We start from the raw sequence: 3,464 nt of genomic DNA, 5'->3' as shown, positions 1-3,464 counted from the left end.
CGAACACCCCCGCTCCGCGGAGATGTTCCGCTTCCGCTCCGCGGAAGCGTAAGCGTAGAGCTCCGCTCCCCGCTTCAACGGGCCTGCTGCGCAGGCCCGTTGGTGTTCCCTTCGCTTCGCTTCGGGAACATGGGGGTGCCCTTCTTCGAGGGGTGATCGGCCCGTGGCCGGCCTTGCAGTTTCGGAGTGGCTTCCGCTGCGCTCCAGCCCCTTTGTGACGCTCCGCGTCACAAAGGCCGGCGAGAGAAAGTGACGGGATGTCAGGGTGTGCATCATTTTCAGTAATGGATAGATTCTGGAGTTTTCATGGTCCCCCCACGAGGGGAGCCAGGTCGGTCGACTGCGCCCGCCGGGCCGGTGGGTGACGGGGACTCACCACACCGGCCGGGCAGACACATGATGTTCCCCCGGCCCACGGCAGAAGGGCAGGATCACAGGCTGCGGGCGGTGATGTCACCGTGGGAGGTCGTGGCACGGATGTCGAGACCGGGCTTACCGTCGTTCTTCAGAGCATTGCTGACACGCCCGTAGGCCGTGCCCGCGTCCAGGACCGCCGAGACACCGGGAGCAGCACCGACCGTGATGTCACCGGAATCGGTGCGCAGCACCACGGTGCCAGCCACCGCCTCGACGATCCGGATGTCACCCCGGGTGGTCCTGACATCGGCAGGACCACCCAGACGGCCGACCTCGACATCACCATCAACCGCACTCAGGCGCAGGCCCGCGGTCTCGTCCAGCTTGATCCGGCGGTAGGCGCCCTCGAAGACGACGTCACCGAGACGGCCCACCGTCCGCAGCTCCGCACCGCCCGTCCTGCCCTCGACACGGGAACCGGCGGGCAGTTTCACCGTCACCTCGACAGACCCCGTCGGGCCGACATACCGGTTCTGCGCCTCCGGGGACCCGATCCGGAGAACACCGTCGGCGAACCCGACCGTCACCTGCTCTGCGGCCTTCACATCACGCCCCCTCGAAGCATTCGCCGGCAACACCTCAACCACCGTGTCCACCCGCTCCGCCGCAATCAACTGAATACGTCCGGCAGGAACATCCACCACCACAGAGACCGGCACCGGAGACTCGAACTTCTGCATCACACTCACCCTCCACACACTCGCTGTTTCCTGACAACAGAAACGCTACGTTGCTTTCCATCGAAGAGCAACAACACCTTTGCGATCAAACAATGTTTGCGCAGCTCAGAGCAGTGCAATCATTGCAACACCCCTAAAGTTAACGCAACAAAAGAACCGTCGATCATTGCAATACACAGCAAGCAAACGCTACGATGAAGACACCGAACAACACCGCACAGCCCCACGGCACCCCCGTGGGGCACGAAAGGAGGTCGTGATGCCGGGAGGCAGACTCACTCAGCAGGAACGCCAGCAGATCGCCGCCGGACTGGCTGACGGCTTGGCCTACGCCGAAATCGCCCGCCGACTCGACCGCCCGACCTCCACCATCACCCGCGAGGTAATGCGCAACAGCAGCCCCACCGGCTACCGCGCCGACCTCGCCCACCGCGCCACCCAGCAACGCACCCACCGGCGCAGGCAGACCACACCCCAGGGGCCGCAGGCACTCGCACAACCGCATGGACGCGACGCCGAGATCGTGCGCGACTACCAGGAGACCCTCACCACCGTCTTCATCACCTCCGGCGTGCCCAAGATGATGGCCCGAGTACTGGGCTGTCTCTACACCACCGACGAAGGCAGCCTCACCGCCTCCGAACTCGCTCAACGCCTGGCGGTCAGCCCCGCGTCCATCTCCAAAGCGATCACGTTCCTCGAGAGCATGGACCTCGTCCGCCGGGAACGCGACGAACGCCGCCGCGAACGCTACGTCGTCGACGACGATCTCTGGTACCAGTCCATGATCCGCAGCGCCCGAGCCAACGACCAGTTCATCGAAACCGCACGACAAGGCGTCACTGTCCTCGGCCGCAACACCCCTGCCGGCGCCCGCCTGGAAAACGCCGCCCGTTTCCTCGACTTCGTCAGCGAAGCCCTCATCCGCGCCGCGGAACAGGGCCGCGAAGTCCTCTACACCAGAACCCCGACGACCCCCCACAGCACCACCGAGCCCAACCCTGGCAACACACCCACAACCGCGCCGACAACCACGGCATGAAGCAGAACCCACCCCAGCGTCCCGTGCCGCGCCGCACGGCTGTCCGCGGCGGCGGGCACATTGCCCGGCATCACGGCCTCCTTCACGGCCCCTGGTGCCTTCGCCAATAGCGTTCACTCTCAAAGCATTGCAACGAACAGAGCGGGGGACGTTGCATTAGATTCAAGTCCATTGCAACGATTTCCCTGACCTTCACCTGCAATTATGGCGATTGAGAGCAACAAGGGTGTTGCCTGATTGATGAACGCAACGTAGCGTTTCTGGCATCGGAAACCACGGACACGAATCCGGAGAGCACACGATGCACAAGAACCAGAACGCCACGCAGACGTTCGACACCCCCGCCCCTGTCACCGCCCGCCTCGACATCCCCGCCGGACAGATCCGGCTCATCGCCGCCGACCGGGTCGACACCACCGTCGAGGTCCTGCCCACGAACGCCGCCAAGAGCCGCGACATCAAGGCAGCCGAGGAGATCACCGTCACCTACGGCGACGGCATCCTGCGGATCGAGACCCCGGAAGCGAAGAACCGCATCCTCGGAAACTCCGGATCCGTCCAGGTCACCGTCCAACTGCCCGTCGGCTCCCGGGTCGAGGCCAAGACCGCCGCCGCCGAACTCCGCAGCACCGGACGCCTCGGCGACGTCACCTTCGAAGGCGCACAGGCCACCGTCGACCTCGACGAGTCCGCCGACACCCGCCTCACCCTCCAGGCCGGCGACGTCTCGGTCGGCCGCCTCACCGGCCCCGCAGAGGTCAGCACCCAGAACGGCGACATCCGCATCACCCAGGCCCTACAGGGCACCGTCACCCTGCGCACCCAGCACGGAAACATCACCATCGGCGCCGCACACTCAGTCTCCGCCACCCTCGACGCCGACACCGCATACGGCCGCATCCACAACACCCTCAACAACAGCGCAGGCGCCGCCGCCGGCCTGAACATCCACGCGACCACTTCCCACGGCGACATCACCGCCCAGAGCCTCTGAGAAGGGAGCAACTCTCATGACCGACATGGCCATCGCGGCGCACGGGCTGCGCAAGACCTACAACGACAAGACCGTCCTCGACGGCATCGACCTCACCGTCGCGCAAGGAACGATCTTCTCCCTGCTCGGGCCGAACGGCGCCGGCAAGACCACCGCGGTCAACATCCTGTCGACCCTCATCTCCCCCGACCCCACCTCCGGGTCGATCCGCGTCGCCGGGCACGACATCACCGCCGAGGCCCAGGCGGTGCGGGCCGCGATCGGCGTCACCGGTCAGTTCTCCGCCGTGGACGGGCTGATCACCGGCGAGGAGAACATGCTGCTGATGGCA

4 protein-coding genes are annotated in these 3,464 nt (G+C 65.6%); 3 read left to right on the top strand and 1 reads right to left on the bottom strand.

Annotation, left to right across the window (positions count from 1 at the left end; all coding sequences use genetic code 11):
* Positions 1-431: 431 nt before the first annotated feature.
* Complete coding sequence (locus AQI95_RS35125; RefSeq protein ID WP_067133624.1) at positions 432-1,097, bottom strand: DUF4097 family beta strand repeat-containing protein; 666 nt, start codon at positions 1,095-1,097, stop codon at positions 432-434.
* A 259-nt stretch (positions 1,098-1,356) separates the two neighbouring features.
* On the opposite strand from AQI95_RS35125, the gene AQI95_RS35120 reads away from it, so the two are divergent.
* The 3 genes from AQI95_RS35120 to AQI95_RS35110 form a co-directional block, all read left to right on the top strand.
* Complete coding sequence (locus tag AQI95_RS35120) at positions 1,357-2,139, top strand: GbsR/MarR family transcriptional regulator (RefSeq protein ID WP_067133621.1); 783 nt, start codon at positions 1,357-1,359, stop codon at positions 2,137-2,139.
* Between the two features lie 301 nt (positions 2,140-2,440).
* Positions 2,441-3,133: a DUF4097 family beta strand repeat-containing protein gene (locus AQI95_RS35115; RefSeq protein WP_067133618.1), complete on the top strand. Its 693-nt coding sequence runs from the start codon at positions 2,441-2,443 to the stop codon at positions 3,131-3,133.
* Positions 3,134-3,149: 16 nt separating this feature from the next.
* Positions 3,150-3,464, top strand: a 315-nt coding sequence (locus AQI95_RS35110; protein ID WP_159056632.1) for an ATP-binding cassette domain-containing protein, incomplete at its 3' end; no start/stop codon positions are given.

The sequence above is a fragment of the Streptomyces yokosukanensis genome, assembly GCF_001514035.1.
Classification (GTDB): Bacteria; Actinomycetota; Actinomycetes; order Streptomycetales; family Streptomycetaceae; genus Streptomyces; species Streptomyces yokosukanensis.
This window is presented reverse-complemented; position numbering and strand designations above follow the sequence as displayed.